General features: G+C 59.1%; 8 protein-coding genes. 2 read left to right on the top strand and 6 right to left on the bottom strand.

Annotation, left to right across the window (positions count from 1 at the left end; genetic code table 11):
- Positions 1-259: IS5/IS1182 family transposase (locus tag GA0061099_RS34730; protein ID WP_074448293.1), on the bottom strand; the 259-nt coding region annotated here is incomplete at its 3' end.
- A 1,583-nt stretch (positions 260-1,842) separates the two neighbouring features.
- Entirely contained in the window at positions 1,843-1,977 is a 135-nt protein-coding gene (locus GA0061099_RS42845) for a hypothetical protein (RefSeq protein ID WP_260374199.1), read from the bottom strand.
- Between the two features lie 1,342 nt (positions 1,978-3,319).
- Here GA0061099_RS42845 and GA0061099_RS34710 point away from each other — a divergent pair.
- Together GA0061099_RS34710 and GA0061099_RS34700 are read left to right on the top strand one after the other, a co-directional pair.
- Positions 3,320-4,555, top strand: a complete 1,236-nt coding sequence (locus GA0061099_RS34710; protein WP_036030863.1) for a cytochrome P450 — start codon at positions 3,320-3,322, stop codon at positions 4,553-4,555.
- 1,195 nt (positions 4,556-5,750) lie between these two features.
- Positions 5,751-7,964, top strand: a complete 2,214-nt coding sequence (locus tag GA0061099_RS34700) for a hypothetical protein (RefSeq protein ID WP_036030832.1) — start codon at positions 5,751-5,753, stop codon at positions 7,962-7,964.
- 772 nt (positions 7,965-8,736) lie between these two features.
- On the opposite strand, the gene tnpC is transcribed toward GA0061099_RS34700, so the two are convergent.
- The 4 genes from tnpC to GA0061099_RS34675 form a co-directional block, all read right to left on the bottom strand.
- The gene (gene tnpC, locus GA0061099_RS34695; protein WP_036030835.1) at positions 8,737-10,398 is read right to left on the bottom strand and encodes an IS66 family transposase; all 1,662 of its coding nucleotides are present in this window, start codon (positions 10,396-10,398) and stop codon (positions 8,737-8,739) included.
- A 45-nt stretch (positions 10,399-10,443) separates the two neighbouring features.
- On the bottom strand, positions 10,444-10,764 hold the full coding sequence (tnpB, locus tag GA0061099_RS34690; RefSeq protein WP_370137884.1) for an IS66 family insertion sequence element accessory protein TnpB: 321 nt from the start codon (positions 10,762-10,764) through the stop codon (positions 10,444-10,446).
- A 23-nt stretch (positions 10,765-10,787) separates the two neighbouring features.
- Complete coding sequence (tnpA, locus tag GA0061099_RS34685) at positions 10,788-11,189, bottom strand: IS66-like element accessory protein TnpA (protein WP_074448291.1); 402 nt, start codon at positions 11,187-11,189, stop codon at positions 10,788-10,790.
- A gap of 1,102 nt (positions 11,190-12,291) precedes the next feature.
- Positions 12,292-13,638 carry an MFS transporter gene (locus tag GA0061099_RS34675; RefSeq protein ID WP_050996231.1) on the bottom strand — a complete coding sequence of 449 codons (1,347 nt, stop codon included), beginning with the start codon at positions 13,636-13,638 and terminating at the stop codon, positions 12,292-12,294.
- Between the last annotated feature and the right edge of the window lie 1,600 nt (positions 13,639-15,238).

The following is a 15,238-nucleotide window of genomic DNA, read 5'->3' as shown; positions in this document are numbered from 1 at the left end:
TGCCGCAGCGGGCGAGCGCTTCAAAGATCGCCCGCCAATGTCCGCGCTTGGCCCAGCGATTGAAACGATTGTAGATCGTCGTGTACGGACCATAGTCGGGCGGGCAATCGCGCCAGCGTGCGCCGCACTGAAGCATGTGAATGATACCGCTGATGACGCGTCGATCGTCATCGCGCACCGGTCCGGTCTGGTTCGTTGGCAGATGCGGCTCTATCAGAGCCCATTGCTTGTCGTTGAGCCAGAACAGTCCTTTGCGCATCGAAGTCCCCCGCGTGGAATCAACCCGCTGCCAGGGAATCAGAGTTCGCTAATTAGGTACAGACCCTAGTACACTGGCCTGGCATGGAAACAGCATGCAAAAAGAAATCTGAGCTGATCGGTTGGCGCGCTAACATTTCCCCGACATTCACTGGGTGCGAAGTCTAACCAGCAGGCATCCCAGACTACCACCCGCTCGCTGGCCCAGCGCACTACAGCTGACACGGTCGTTACCAAACATATTTGCTCTACTCGACATTTCTGCGAGGGTGACATGTTTGATGTCTATTCCAATAGCAAGCGGGACTTCCTCGTCATAAGCAACGCTTCTGAGATGCCCGCACTTTACTCTTCCAATAAATGGCACAAGAGCAGAACTAGAGTTCTCAAAGTCAGCGACGAGATAAAGTCGGCCGTTCAGCGACAGGGGTATTACGTTCGTAGCTTTCGAGTTGGCAAAAGGGAAATGATCTAGGGCTTGAACCAATAACGCAATGTCGGCTGACGAGGGCCAAGCGGAAGACATCTGCTCGGGTTGAGGTTGCCGGTTTCAGCCCAAAGCGGACACGTCGGAAGGAAGGCGCATCTGTCGGCAACGCCTAAGCATAAACTCGGCTCCGAAGCGGTGCTGACTGGATGGTCAATACTTTGCGCCTAGAGACGAAGTGTTACTATGGAGATCGGCACTATGAGTCCCATGACTGCTATTTCCTGGAGGTGCAGCCCACAAACATCATCGCGGGTCCGTGACTTATTTCAGCGTCTGAGAGACTCTTTGTGCTTCCGCCAGATCAAGCACGGGAGCGCAGCTATGCCGATCTCGCGCCTGATTTCCGGCATCAATTTCGCTCGTGACCAACAACACCTTTTCGAGTCTGGCTTGAACTGCGCTCTTAGGAAGCTTGGCTTGGTCGAGTCGATCATGGCGATCCAAACTGCGACTGATCGCAAAAGAGTGATTGAGGTTCATAGTCCTGGAGTGACTGACGCTCTTGCTGTGGGCGAGATGGCGGTTCGCGAGATCAGTCTGTCCAAAGAAGGAAGCATGCTAGGCGGGCGGTGTCGGTATGTCTTTTCGGCGTTGATCGGCAAGATGAAGAGGATGTCCACTCATCCGTCTCGCTGTCTAGGCTCTGACCGGGCTTACGCTAGTCCCGCTCGTGCTCGTCAACTCAATCTCCGCGAGGCGATCGGCTTGCTCTTTGGTCAAATTGACCGCCCAATTAATCCCAACCAGAGCCGGCCCCTTCCGTCGTCGACCCCATCCAGCCCTTAGCCCCCTGAGGACCTAAAAATCGGCGCGGTGAGAACGTCTTGTCGCGCACCGTCATGTTAGATCCGCACTTTTATCATCTGATCATCACCTGATCGTTACCCGAGTTCGCTCAAGACAACGCGCCTCCGTAACTCGTGCGCGGCAGCTTTCAAATCGCAGACTCCGATCAGACCGAGCTGCCTCAAGCTCAGGAGAGCAAGCAGGTCACACAGCTCGATACAAAGCCCAGCTCCCAATATGGCTATGGCGCGTTGCTCCTCCGCATCGAGATCAACCCGTGAATTGCTTTCCAGATGCGTTCCGGTTTCTCAAAAGCCAAACCCATGCCTGATGTGCCGGAGCATAGCGATCGCCGCGTCGGTGTACCGACCGTGCGTGAGGTATTGATCCAGTTGCGCTGTGGAAATCAGCGCCGCAACTGCCACCGTGAAGCCCTTGAACATTGGGCCTCTCCTGAAAGAGACCGCTAACCGGGCGTGTCGGAAAATCAGACGTTCTCAGATTGGCTGCCGCCTATGGCGACCTAATATGGAAATGCTGACAGTGAGTGGTAACTACTCTCTTAACGGGTGCGGTGGACGGGTACCCCGAAGCCGCTAGACCCGGTACCGGATGACCTACTCACGATTTCGAACCGGCGGGCTGAAAAGAAGATAGGCTGCATGATCCTTGGCGCCACGAAGCGGACCAAGCGGAGACCGCGTTCCGTATACGCGATCGGGCCATACGCGGAGACGCTGCGTGAATGAAAGAGGCCGCCAATCGAGATGGCCTCCTGTCGCATGAGAAAATTGCGCTGCTCAGAACGACAAGAGCGCTATCGCTGCGAGCACCGTGTTGAGAGCGCCAACGGCGATGATGGCCGCCGTAACGATCCGGTCATGGCTCATCACTTCCTCCACTACTAAAGAGAGGATCTCTTAACGCAGCTATCTAGGCGGGAAAAGCTCTCGACTTGATCATGCGGCGGGAGATCTCAGCGAATCGGCGCATTTGAGCGCCGGTCTCACTCTGACGTGCTGTTCGCACATTTGCCTCGGGCGGGCTGCCCCAGGTTTTGCTGCTCGACCTGACGCGAAGGCGTTCGGCTTCGGCGACTAGTCGGGACGGTGCTCCGTCATGCCCGGTCGCTCCGATTTGCCCCGCCTCCCACGTTTCTCGACCGAAACGGTTCCTGCAGCGTTTCGGTGCAAGGCTTCAGCCTCCATTTTACAGTGTCCGAGCCTTCCAGGCCGGACACCGCATCAGGTTTGAAGCCTCTCCGGCGCTCACCTTGCAGACCTGCGGACCTTACCTGCACCTGCTCGCGTCCGCATTTCAGAGCCTCCTCGCACCGCCCTCTTTCTCAGGTTACCCCACAGGACACCCAATGCGGGAACTACTATGCAAGAGAGGATTGCCCCTTCCAGCTTCGCCGCTTTGGGGTGCCTCGGCCAAGATCACGATGGGCGGCAGACTGCCGAGCCGCCTCAATTGGTCTCACTGGACTCGAAACGACAGTGAGAGGTCGCAAAATGGCTGGCGACCTTGGGAGTGTGTATTCGATCGGATGTTGTCTCCCGCACAGCCGTCGTCCAGCTCGTGGTGACAGCTCTCAGTGATTGAGTAGATCGGGTCGGAAAGTCAATACGATCCTTACTGCCCGACGTGGTAGGGCTAGGCCAGCCGCGCTTTGAGATAGTCTGGTCGGGCGGCCCGTCGCAGCCAAACGCTCTCGGCAGCTCGAACGGTGAATCGTGACCCTAGATCTGTAACCTCTCGGGAGCAAAATCTGCGGAGATGATCATGAGCAGGCGATCAGAAGATCATACAGCAGATGACATTATCCCGCTGAGCGAGCTGGATGTAAGCGAAGGCAGGCGCTTTCAAGACGATAGCATATGGGGTTTCTTTGACCGGTTGCGAAGAGAAGATCCCATTCACTACTGCAAAGACAGCCCCCACGGTCCATATTGGTCCGTGACGAAGTATCGGGACATCGTAGCGATAGACACAAACCACAAAGCATTCTCATCAAAGCAAGGTGTCACTATTGTCGACGTGCCTGATAAACACTGGACCCAGAGTTTCATCAAGATGGGGCCTCCCAAGCACGCCGAGCAGCGCAATACCGTGAGCCCGATCGTCGGACCGGAAAGCCTGACGAAGCTCGAAACCTTGATCCGCTCTCGGGTCAGGGCGATTCTCGATGGCTTGCCGCGCAATGAAGCCTTCAATTGGGTAGACATGGTCTCGATAGAGTTGACGACGCAAATGCTCGCCACGCTCTTCGACTTTCCATTTGAGGATCGGCGACTACTGACCTATTGGTCAGACGTAGCTGTTACAACTCCGAAAGCAGGCCATGCGATCGACAGCTGGGACAAGCGAAGCACAATCTTATCAGAATGTCTGGACTATTTTACAGGGCTTTGGAACGAGCGCATTAATGCCGAGCCGCGCCTCGACCTGATTTCCTTGATGGCGCATTCGCCCGCCACACGCCATATGAAGCCGAGTGAGTTTCTCGGGAATCTGATTCTGCTGATCGTGGGGGGAAATGATACGACGCGCAACTCGATTACCGGCGGCCTCCTGTTCATGAGCCAGTACCCCTCCGAACTGCGAAAACTAGCCGACAATCCCAAGCTGGTCTCGAGCGCCGTGTCCGAGATTATCCGATACCAGACACCGATCGCGCATATGCGCCGCACTGCCGCGGTCGACAGCATCGTAGGCGGGAAACAGATCCGGAAAGGCGACAAGGTCGTCATGTGGTACATCTCCGGCAACAGAGACGAAGAGATCATTGAGAACGCCAACAGTTTCGTGATCGACCGGAAGAATGTGCGGCAGCACCTCTCGTTCGGATTCGGAATCCATCGCTGTCTTGGTCGACATCTTGCCGAACTGCAGTTGAGAGTCCTCTGGGAAGAGATCTTGGATGCGAGACTGGAGATCGAGGTCGTCGGCGAACCCGAGCGAATTGCATCTAACTTCGTGCACGGCTATTCGGCTCTCCCCGTGCGGATTGAAGCGTAGGCCTGGTCGCGCCAGTCCCCGGCCGCCGGTGCGCGGTCAGGGTGGATTGATCTGAACTAATGTTCAATCTGCGCAGATGGCTCGATCGACGCGAAGCATTTTTAGTGGGCAACTACTGATCGACCGGGCAGACGTTTGAAGTCCCCGTGAGAAGCGACATGTCAGGCGCGCGTCTCGACTTGCAAACGCCTGAGATGCCGAAAGGGCCTCAACGGCAACTCCGATGCCGCCTGTTCGGGTTGCCTTGTATAGCCGGAACGTGGAGGCCGATGAATTGATGCTGAAGATTGTAGCGGGTAGCAGCGATTTTCCTTGGAGAAGCGATTTGGATATTCCCCGAGTTGATTACCTCAAGCTCCCTGGGGAAGACCGGCAGTAATTTGGCAATGCCTGTGGCCGATGTTTCTCCTGATATCCTTCGGTGGCATCTACCTCATTTTCAGATAAGCGCTTCGCCACATGCATATGAAGAATATCTGGATCATTGCCGCGAAATAGTGGGAGCTATTCTGGTAGTGGAGCCGATACTCACCTTTCTGCTCTTTAGAGACGTGCGGACACCCAATTCGCTGGTCGGGGTGACGCTCGGTGTGCTCGATATGCTTGCTGCCACATTTCTATGAGTGTGATTTAACCGGCCTGGGCGGCGGCCCGGCTTTTGCGAGATATAGTTTGAGGGAGTTGCGCAACCTCGATTCTGCTCAGTTCCGACGGGCAAAATGTCGTTGCTGATGGCCTCCGACGTCTCGGCACACCCGTCGATGGCTGGTGACTTGGTAAACTCTTCGGTCGAAGTCTGTTTAGTGGATAGCGGGACGCGTGCGTTGCGAGCGAAGGTCTGCCGATCGACATACGCTGGCCAGTTCTGCTTGGCCAAAAATCGCCGTTCAGGAGGCGAGCGCGTTCCTGGCTGCTCTCTAGCGTTTGACTTGGCCCAGCTCGCGTGCATAGAGCCAAGGCGTTCGGGTAGGGACTATTCCGTGGGTAGGGCAGGTCGGACGCCGGTCACGTCTCAGCTGATCACACCGGCACTGATGCGGCTAGTTCAGCAACACGACCAAGCTGCGATTGAAGTGGAACTCAAGGCGAGGTCTTATTTCTTGTGCATCCAGATGAATGGCTCTTGGTCAGCTAGTCGTCAGCTAGGCGGCCTATCCAGACAGGCTGCGCACTCTCGACTATTCGGAGATGAAGTATGAAAGGTATTGGCCGAGCTGATTCATCACAGGGTGAGGCGGCGGGAGCCGACAGCGCCGGGGAATTGAGCCGTTCGAGCCTGGAGCCTGGTCTCTTCCCTGGGGAACGCGGTCAATCCTTCGATGCCGTCCTGGAGCGGATGCGCTCCGGACCTCAAGACAGAACTGCGGCTTCAGATATGGCGGCGCCAACGCGCAACGAGATCAAGGCCGCAAAGCGAAATTTGGACAGCCTGCTTGAGAAGTTTGAAACTTGCCGTCGAGCGGCCATGCAACGCTGCAACTCGGAAAAGGCGCAAGAGCTGATCGATCGAGTGGTCGAAGCAGGCTCAACAGTTCTGGAGTATTACGCGAATCTGCCTTCCAATTTGGCGCGTCGTATCCTGCCCGACGATCAGGCTCGCCGGCTCCGCGACAACACGCTGGATGCGGGCAACCAATGTAACGAAGTAGCCACCGAGATTCTGTACCCACTTGAGAACAGGAGAAAGAAAGCAAAAGCCCTGCTCGACGAGGTCAAAGACACCGCTCCGCCCGACCAGCTGAGCCGCGTCGTTGCGGGCGTCGCGAACCAGTATGCTGCCTGCATGGACTGGTGGGGAAAGAAGGCGTTGCGCTTCGAGCGGATGCAGTCAGTCTGTGCGGCTACTGCCCACTTGCCAAGCAGCACGCCCGAGATGCGCAAGACCGAAGAGGGCCAACTCAGGCTCAATACGGGCTGGGCGCTCAATACCAGGTGCATGTATCTGCAATCGCGCATCGCTCTCGCCCAGCTCTTGATTGAGTCGCGAGCGAGCACGTTAGCACCGGACGTGCGAGCCGCCCTCATGGACGAGAGGGGGCAGGTGCGTCTGCTCGGGACCTTTGTTGAAGATGTTTTTCCGGCATTTATTTCGACGGGCGAGGCCGTTCGCGGAGGAGCGGTGCTCGACGCCGAGCACCGCGCCGTTCTGGAAGGAGTGATGGAACGGCTTTCGGAATTTGCATCCCAACTGAGGGGCATGCTTGAGCCCCTGAGGGAGGCTGGAACGGAAGCTGACCTTCCTTTGCAGTTGCTTGGCGAGATCGTGGACGGAGCGTGGGTGACGGCGAACGACGTCATGCGGCTGCTGGCATTGCAGCCAAAGACGGAAGTGACGATTGAACCGCCGGCTTGGGCTGCGCTTCCTGAAAACACTGCCCTGGTGGGTGAAGGCACTCCAGCGCGCAGAAAGGGCAAAGCAAAGCGCGGAGCAGCCGCGGGCGAGGGGAGTTCGACGGCCAGCCCGCCCGCGCCGCAACTGGGAAGGTCCGATGCCGCCGCGGCCGCGACGGGCAAGGTCATCGTGCTCTCGGATCTCGGTACAAAGAAACTCGCCACGCCGGAGGAGGCAGCTGCGTCATCCTCTGCGACCGATCACCTCCAGATGTGGCAGGCTCCGCCCTCCAGGAAGGCACTGCCGGGATTACTTGAGCGATTGGACGAGCTGCTGCAGTTCGATCTGCGGGCTCAGCAAAGCGCCGTCTCGCAAGCGCGCCAGATGAAGCCCGACGACGCCGAACATGTCCTGAATCGCGTGATCAAGCGCTTGCAGACGCAGTCCTCCGAGATTGAGGCCTGTGTAGCCGCGCTGGAGGAGTCTCGCCGACGGGGCCTGCTCACCGCTGCGCAGGTGCCCGAAGTGCACGAAAAGATAGTCCGGCTTCAAAGGATGGGGTCCGAGGTTCAGGGGCAGGCAAAGTCATTGAGCGCGCGAAAGGCAGCAATCACGAGCGATTGCATGAAGACCTATGCGTTTCCATCGCAGAAATACCTTGTACAGTTACGGGCAGCGGGGGAACTGGCGTCAGTGGATCCACCTCGCGCCTTGAAGGGAGAGCCAGGGACGCTGTTTGAAATCAAGCTACAGCCCATGGCGCTGAGCAATGGCGCGACGCCAAGGCCGATGTGGGTACACATCCACACCAAGCGGCCGGTACATGCCTGGCAATTGGCAACGCTGGGCGATCGCGAATTCGCCGCTTGCCACGTCAAGTCTGACGAACAGCGCGGCTACAATCAGCACTGGCAGAACGCTCGAGCCGCCGAGGGGCACGAGAACGTCGTGATCCACCGAGGCAAGCTCACTCCCGCATTCTGTAGGTCCTTGTTGAGCACCGCCGCTGGCCAGCCATGGCAGCCCCTTCCCGACCCGGAGCACGCTTCAGCTCAGATGGCTCGACTGGGGATCTAGTGAGCTGGTTTTCTTGCGCCGGTGAGCCGTTCGGCGTCAGAGTTCATGCCTTTCGGACCGGCTCGGCGGATTGCCTGAGCTGCGCCGAGCCTCGTCGAACTCCAGCTTACACAAGGATGGAGCCGGGGAGAGAACACTTCTTACGGGAGGGGTATCGGCTGGCGATCCGGAGGATTGTCGGTCGTCGTACAAGCAAGCTGCCATTCCCTGCCCTGGCGAACATCGGCGCTCGGGCGAGAAGCTGGGCCGCTGACTATTGCAGGCGGGAGATATACCAGATGCTGGCGGCGATACGCCCGGTGTCACAGTGCTTTCACCTGCCTGCCCGCGGCGAACTGGCGCGCAAACTCTTCGGGCGAGCTTCAACGGATCGCGGATGGTCCGGATGTACGGGAGCTGAGCGTCCCGGCCGCTTTGACGAATCAAACCGGGCGGTGCACAACAACGCCGCCTGTTTGCTACTCTAGCATCAGGCTACGACGGCCCCAGCATCACGCCTCCTTGGCCTCCAAAAGATGCTGGGGTGTCGTTCTTCGTTGAGCGTCTCAATCCGAGTAAGTCGGAGCTTCTTCGTTTCAACTGCAATGGCGCCGGGCGCCGCGGAGACGATTTCAATACACCGTCGTATGGTGAGTCATTTCCCTGCTTTTTTCAGTCGCCGCCACGAGCGAGCAACGGTGGCATCGCCGGAAGAGCGTACGCATACGACGAGGACCGCCTGATTGACGCATGCGCGCGGGTACAGTTAGTTCTATGATCGGCGGGGTGAAGGTCAGGCGGCTTGCTGATCGGTGGGATTGGCTTGGCGCAGGAGCTTCCATTCCCAGGGCAGCAGTTCGTGCAGCCGCGACGTAGGAAGATCGGCGATCCGGGCGAGGACGTCGGCGAGCCAGGCCTTGGGATCGACGTCGTTGAGGCGACAGGTCGTGATCATCGTCAGCATGATGGCGGCCCGATCGGCACCGCGCTGGCTGCCAGCGAAGGTCCAGTTGCGCCGCCCCAAGGCGATGCCTCTCAACGCGCGTTCAGCGCAATTGTTGGTCAAGCAGACCCTGCCGTCGTCGAGGAAGCGGGCGAAGTCGTCCCAGCGCCTGAGCATGTAGTTCATGGGCTTCAGGACCTCGGAGGAGCTCGACAGGGTCTCCCGCTCGCGGAGCAGCCAGTCGTGCATGTCGTCGAGAAGCGGCTTGCTCTGTTCCTGGCGCACGGCGCGCCGGCCGTCGGCACTGCGGCCGTTGATGGCGCGCTCGATCTCGAACAGGGCGTCAAGACGCCTGACCGCTTCCAGCGCGATCGGGGAGACCGGTTTGCCTTTCTGTCCGTCCCGGGCGGCTTTCTCGATGTCAGCCAGTTCGAAGAAGCCCCGCCGCGCATGGGCCAGGCAAAATGCCGGCGTGATCGGCATCGCTTTCCTTTTTGGGTCGAACAACGGCTCGAAGCCGCTATAGCAATCCGCCTGCAGGATACCGCCGAAGACGGCCAGATGCTTCTGGGGATGTTCGCCCCTTCGGTCGCCCGAGGCGTAATAGACCGCCGCCGGCGGCGCAGGTCCGGCGAAGGGCCGATCATCCCGCACATACGTCCAGATCCGGCCGGTCGTGCACTTGCCCTTCGCCAGGATGCGGATGGTGGTGTCGTCGCCATGAAGGCGCTCGGCCGCAAGCACATGACGCTCGATCAGCTGGAACAGCGGCGTGACGGCGAAGGTCCCGTGACCGACCTGGTCGGCCAGCGTCGATAACGGCAGATCGATCCTCTCGGCCTTAAAGCGCACGCTCTGGCGGTTGAGCGGGATATGCATGCCGAACTTGTCGAACAGAATCGTCGCCAGCAATTGTGGGCCGATGAAGCCGCGCGGCCTCGCATGGAACGGTGCCGGCGGCTGGCTTATCTTCTCGCAATCGCGGCAGGTGAACTTCTCGCGTACCGTCTCGATGACCTTAAAGCGACGCGGAATCTCCTCCAGCGTCTTGGTCACATCCTCGCCGACCTTCGCCAACCGCGATCCACCGCAGCAGGCGCAGGTCCTTGGAGCCTCGATGACGACGCGCTCACGTTCGATGTCGTCCGGCCACGGCTTGCGCACCGGCCGCTTGCGCGTGAAGGCGCTCACGCTCTGGGTTTTTGCCGCGGCAGCCTGCGCAGCCAGCTCATTCTCGGTCGCCGTGGTGGCGAGTTCTTCGAGCTCCAATTCCAACTGCTCAAGTAGCCGCGCCGTGCGCTCGGAGCGCTGCCCGTGCAGTTCGCGTTTGAGCTTCTCGATCCGTAGCTCAAGATGAGCGATCAGCACTTCGCTGTCCGACAGCTCCGCCCGCGCGTTGGCGGCATCCGCGACCGCCACATCGCGTTCAGCCTGCAACGCCTCGCGCTCGGCCAGCAGCGCAAGGTAGGCGCTCGCGAGATCCGACGGAAGATCGCTCGGCTTCAATGTCATGAAGCCATTGAATCAGATCGAGCATCAGATTCAAACCCAAAACGATTATCCGACCCGCGTCGGACGCTGGGTTTCTTGCGGATTGCGCCAATCGATCCCGGACAGCAGGTAGCTCAACTGCGCCAGCGAGATCGTTACCGCTTCACCGGCAACCGATGGCCAGATAAACTTTTTTCTCTCGAGTTTTTTTGTGAACAAGCAGGCTCCCTGACCATCGTGCCAGATCACCTTCACAAGATCGCTGCGGCGACCGCGGAAGACAAACAAATGACCGCTGAGCGGTTCTTTGTGCAGCACCTCCTGCACTTGGAGGGCCAGCGATGGAAAGCCTCTGCGCATATCCGTGTAGCCTGTAGCCAGCCACACTCGCACATTCCCTGGTACAGAAATCATCGGCGTCCAAGCACATCGAGGACCCGCGCCAACGCCTCCGGATCGACGTGCGCATCCACCCGGATGCACCGTCGGTTGCCGAGATCGATCTCTATCAATCCAGTACGCGCGGCTGCCGCCGAGCGAACTCGGCCATCAACCGTAGGCAAAAGCTTCGGAGTTTCTTCAGCCGAGGCCGCTACGGCGGCGATCTGCACCGGCGTAAAAGATGGTGCAACTTGTTCCGATGTCCGTGCTTGTCGACGCCAGGTAAACACCAGGCTGGCCGCTACTCCGTTGCGCCGCGCAACCTCAGTTACCTTCGCGCCCGGTGCCAGCGTCTCCTCGACAATCCGTGCCTTGTCGTCCTGCGACCAACGCCGCCGCCGCTCGAGCCCGCCCAAAACTTCGACCCGCATCGCCTGATGACCTTAAAGCTAGACCTAAGGTCACACGCTTCGCGAATTACCACCCGTCACGCAAGACGGTCCTCGTCGGAGCGGTACGGAAGAGCATGCTCCGCCGCAAGATCAGCTTGGTGGACTGTTCATTGAGTCATGGCGCGAGCTCACGACAGCAATCCGTATGACTAGTTTGATCGATCTTTTACAGCTCGATTCCGTGCGGCCCTAAGCACCCGGTGCATCACTTCGCTTTTGATCTCGCAGGCGATCTCGTTGACGTTGAGGTCCGAGCGACCGCTGGGCCTCGGCATCGCCCGTCAGACCCGCTTCGGCCCCGTTGGTTCAGCCGAATTTGAAACTCCTCGCCCATCGCATCGATGAGCCGATCGTCCATTGCTGCGTACTTATCCATTCGGTCGATAGATCTGATCAAGAAAATCAATTTTACCGCTTGCAGCGTCGTCAGATAGACCGTCGAGAGCGGCTGGGGCTAACCTAGGGAAGCGATGTCTCGAATGAAAAAGTCTGTGTTAGTGACCGCGAGCGCCCTCGCGCTTGCAACGGCGGTGGTGCCTCCTTTTGCTGCAAACGTTGCCGCGCAGCCGGTTGCGGCGAGTGCGCCGGTAGCCGATACATCATATCCTGAGTGCGTGGATGACCCGTTGAATGGCATCTGCGATCTGTTTTTTTGCTTGACGGATCCCTCGTGCGTCCGGCACTGACAACGGGAAACATATCAAGCAGAGAATGAGGGTCGACCCTCGTGCGGCCGCTGCTCCGACAGCGGCCGCATCCTTATGCCGTATGGTTGCGCTGGCAGATAGTATAAGCCGGGCCTATTTGTTCTCTAAAGGTTATGATCAGAGTGACGGCTCACTTACAGCCCGTCGGTGACGCCCGCTGATCGTGCAACTGCCGCATCGGCGAAGATCGGGTAAACGGAAACAAGTCATTTCAGACGGCGCCACTGCGCTCCGACAGGAGCTCCTGCTCGATGTAAAGCTGCTCCAATTTTTCAGGATAGATTGCTTTTACGTGCTGGCCCCATAGCCGTCCTCCGGCTCGATGTTTCGCATTTCGGGCATCATAGATGTCATCCTCACCTGTTCGGGTATGACTAAAGCAGCGGTCGTGGCGTTACGGCCGTTCGTCTATGGTCGGGCACATAATTGAGTGGCGCCGTCTCCGGCATCATAAGCATGGCACAAAGCGCGGCCGCGCCCGCGAAAAGCATGTACCAGGCGGGCACGAGTGCACTCCCGGTAAGATGGATGAGCCAGGTGACGATCGGTTGAGCTGTGCCTCCAAAAATCGCTATCGCAAAAGCGTAGATCGTCGCGAACGCGCGGCCACGAATGTACTTGGGCAAACCTTCGGCCATGCTCACGTAGAAGGCGCTATACGGAATCGTTCCGATCAGGGTGAGCACGCCGAGACCTCCTAGAAGTGCGAAGGCACTGCGGCTCTCTGCAATCCACAAGAATACCGGATAGGTCATCAGCAATGCAGTGACCTGCGGCCATATCATGATAGGCCGACGGCCTACGCGGTCGGCGAGCAGGCCGCCCAACAGTGCTGCAGAAATTCCGACCGTGTTGCTGATGAGCGTAGTAGCAAAGGCGAGAGGCGTGGAAACGCGGAGGGTGTTCAACGCGTAGGTCGTCATGTATCCCGTAACATAAGTCGTGATCGTGCAGCTGGCCAAGATGACAAATCCCAAGCTCATGATGCGGCGATCGGTAGGCCGTCGCCCCTCAGGCTGGGTGACAGGAACCGGCGCCTCGGGGCGGTGCAGCGTTTCTGGCAGGACGCTCCGCAACCAAAATCCAAACGGCAACGTGGCCGCGCCGAGCAACAGCGCGACCCGCCATCCGTACGCATTGAGCGCTTCGCTTGTCATGGTGAGCGAGAGTATTTCTCCAACCAACGCTCCGGCCGTCGCAGCTACCTGTTGGCTCGCGGGCTGAAAGGAGACCGCAAGACCGCGGGCTTTGGTGGGGGCCGCTTCCATCAAGTAGGCTGTCGTTGGACCGACTTCACCTCCGAGAGCAAAGCCCTGCAGCAAGCGTGCGAAAATGGCTAGCAACGGAGCGGCAAGTCCTATTGTCTCGTACGATGGCGTGATAGCCAATAACAGGACCGCGGCGCTCATCATGGCAAAGCTGGCAATCATCGCCGGTCGGCGGCCGGCCCGATCCGAATACGAGCCGAGCACGATGGCTCCGATCGGCCTGGTCACAAAGCCTGCGCCGAAGGTTCCGAGTGACAGCATGAGGCTGACAAACTGGTCAGTTGCCGGGAAGAACGCCTGACCGATCTGTATTGCGAAAAAGCTATAGGTCCCGAAGTCGTAGAATTCGATGATGTTGCCGATGGTTGCGCCCAACACCGCGCGGCGTGTCAAGCGTTCGTCTGCCGGACCGAAGACCGGCTCCAGCCTGTCTGGAGTAAATTGCCTCGCCATCCTCGACCTGATCTGGAGCGCGATCCATGGCCCGAACATTTCGACCAGACAGGTCGCGCAAAGTTGCATTCCACTTGCCCGAGTTCGTCCTCACGGCCATCGCCTGTTCACATGTAGGCTAAAGCGTGTCACGACGAACCTCACGGTAATCTCTGCAATAAAAATGCCCGCCTTTCGCGGCCCATTTTACCCTTGATCTGATGACTGGCCTTGCCGGCAAGACAAATATGAGAACCTGCTATAGTTGTCGGGCACCCAGACATTGCGCTGCTTTGGCGAGTTTGAGACAAATTGGCGGGTGCCGAACACGATCGGCGATGTCTCGCGCCCTTTCAGCCTCGGCCAGGTTGCGTCCGCTCCGTGAGGCGTCAGCGGGCCACGCCTTTCGTCGCCAAGCCGATTGTCGCCGCTCAGCGCGCCTGCGGCGGTCTCTCGCGCGCCGGGCAAGATCCACCACTCATCGGTGCTCCACCTTTGTGTCGCGGCCGGGTCCCGTCTAGCGGGCGAACCGGCTGCTCACGGGTCGCTCGCGTCTGGCGACCGCCAAGGCCCAGGTCGTCCGTCATAAGGTGCGTTCGGCGCTGCCCGCCCGCGCATGTTGGCTATCTCCTGCGCAAGGGCCTCACCCGGGACTGGGAGAAGGCCCGGCTATTTGGCCCAACGGCGACGAGGCCGATCTCAAGTCGTTCGGTGAGCGCTGCCAAAGGTTCAGGGGCGTACATCTTGGTCAACCACTTAGAGAGCTGTTAAGGCAAACCAGCGACGCATACCCAGGAGTTACCGTTCGTGCGCCCGCAACGGGCGAGCACGAATGTGCCCTACGGTTCTTCGCCAACGGACGCTTGGAGGAAGCGGACATTTCAGCGGCGACCTCGCCACCGCGCGCACGAAATTACGACGATTTTCCTTATTCAGGACACCAGTGAATTCTCTTTCCAACGCCCTGAGACGAGTGCCATCTGCATGACGCAGAGCGTCCATAGCAGCCGGGACAAAGTTGGCGGTTCCTATTGCCTCACCTGAGGATGTAACGTTCCGCTTGCCCGATGTAGCTCCGGCTGTCAGTCCGAGGTTGTATCATGGCGCGCAGGGTTCGAGGCACTGGGGACTTCGCGGAGTACCCACTACACGCAGCGGCAGTCCCCGGATCACCGGCACCGAGCACCCTTAGCCGTGCGCGGGAGGATCGTCTCAGCTGCTTTTGCGTCTCAGCGATTTCGTTCTCTCAGGTAAACACTTCGCTCCGCGGTTGCCGGACTCTCACGTAGGTCTCGCTTTCGTCTGTTCTCGCGCTGGCGCGGCTATCGCGGTCATTCTGGTTAGCGGCCCCGAGCATAGGCTCGAAGCGTCCGCCAGAACGACGGGTCGCGGGCAGAGGTCGAAATGCACATGTTCGGTGCAAGACTGGGTCTGGCCGCGGTCCGCATCACCTGGACCTCCTAACCAGCTTTACGCCCAGGTGAACGCAATGCACGACGCAGACCCACGCGCCGCCTGCGAGGCCAGGCGGAATGAGACTTGGCTCGGAGATGATCGCATCAGACGTGGCAGATGCGGCTGCGGGTTTGTCTCCTTCTTCGACCTTTGTCAGCTTCTCGAA

The sequence above is a fragment of the Bradyrhizobium yuanmingense genome, assembly GCF_900094575.1.
Classification (GTDB): Bacteria; Pseudomonadota; Alphaproteobacteria; order Rhizobiales; family Xanthobacteraceae; genus Bradyrhizobium; species Bradyrhizobium yuanmingense.
Note: the sequence above shows the minus strand (reverse complement) of the source record. Positions and strands in the feature narration are given on the sequence as shown.

Excerpts from the sequence above, each read along its gene's own strand:
- GA0061099_RS34700 (WP_036030832.1), top strand. The coding sequence starts at position 5,751 with ATGAAAGGTATTGGCCGAGCTGATTCATCACAGGGTGAGGCGGCGGGA.
- tnpC (WP_036030835.1), bottom strand. The coding sequence starts at position 10,398 with ATGACATTGAAGCCGAGCGATCTTCCGTCGGATCTCGCGAGCGCCTAC.
- GA0061099_RS42845 (WP_260374199.1), bottom strand. The coding sequence starts at position 1,977 with ATGTTCAAGGGCTTCACGGTGGCAGTTGCGGCGCTGATTTCCACAGCG.
- GA0061099_RS34675 (WP_050996231.1), bottom strand. The coding sequence starts at position 13,638 with ATGGCGAGGCAATTTACTCCAGACAGGCTGGAGCCGGTCTTCGGTCCG.
- tnpA (WP_074448291.1), bottom strand. The coding sequence starts at position 11,189 with ATGCGGGTCGAAGTTTTGGGCGGGCTCGAGCGGCGGCGGCGTTGGTCG.
- GA0061099_RS34710 (WP_036030863.1), top strand. The coding sequence starts at position 3,320 with ATGAGCAGGCGATCAGAAGATCATACAGCAGATGACATTATCCCGCTG.